The 266-nt window shown below is 56.4% G+C and carries 1 protein-coding gene; it reads right to left on the bottom strand.

From position 1 onward, the window contains the following. Positions 1-266: ATPase, T2SS/T4P/T4SS family (locus tag ACR9ZK_RS22210; RefSeq protein WP_481344108.1), on the bottom strand; the 266-nt coding region annotated here is incomplete at both ends.

The following is a 266-nucleotide window of genomic DNA, read 5'->3' as shown; positions in this document are numbered from 1 at the left end:
GCATCGACGAGCGGAGAAGATTCGTCGATGCGACGACCCACCTTGGAAACGATCCGCTCGATGATCCTGCGCAAGTGTTCTTCGGAAGTGAAGCGGACATTGGTCAGATGGAGCTTGCCGGCAATCTCCACATACACCTTGTCCGAGCCGGTAACCATGATCTCTGTGACGTCCTTGTCGTCAAGGAAACGCTGAAGGGGACCCAGCCCGAGAACGTCATCCGCGATCTCTTGCACCAGTCGTTGTCTTTCCGAAGGCGTCAAGGG

The organism is Monashia sp. HAY1-5C (genome assembly GCF_056755255.1).
This window is presented reverse-complemented; position numbering and strand designations above follow the sequence as displayed.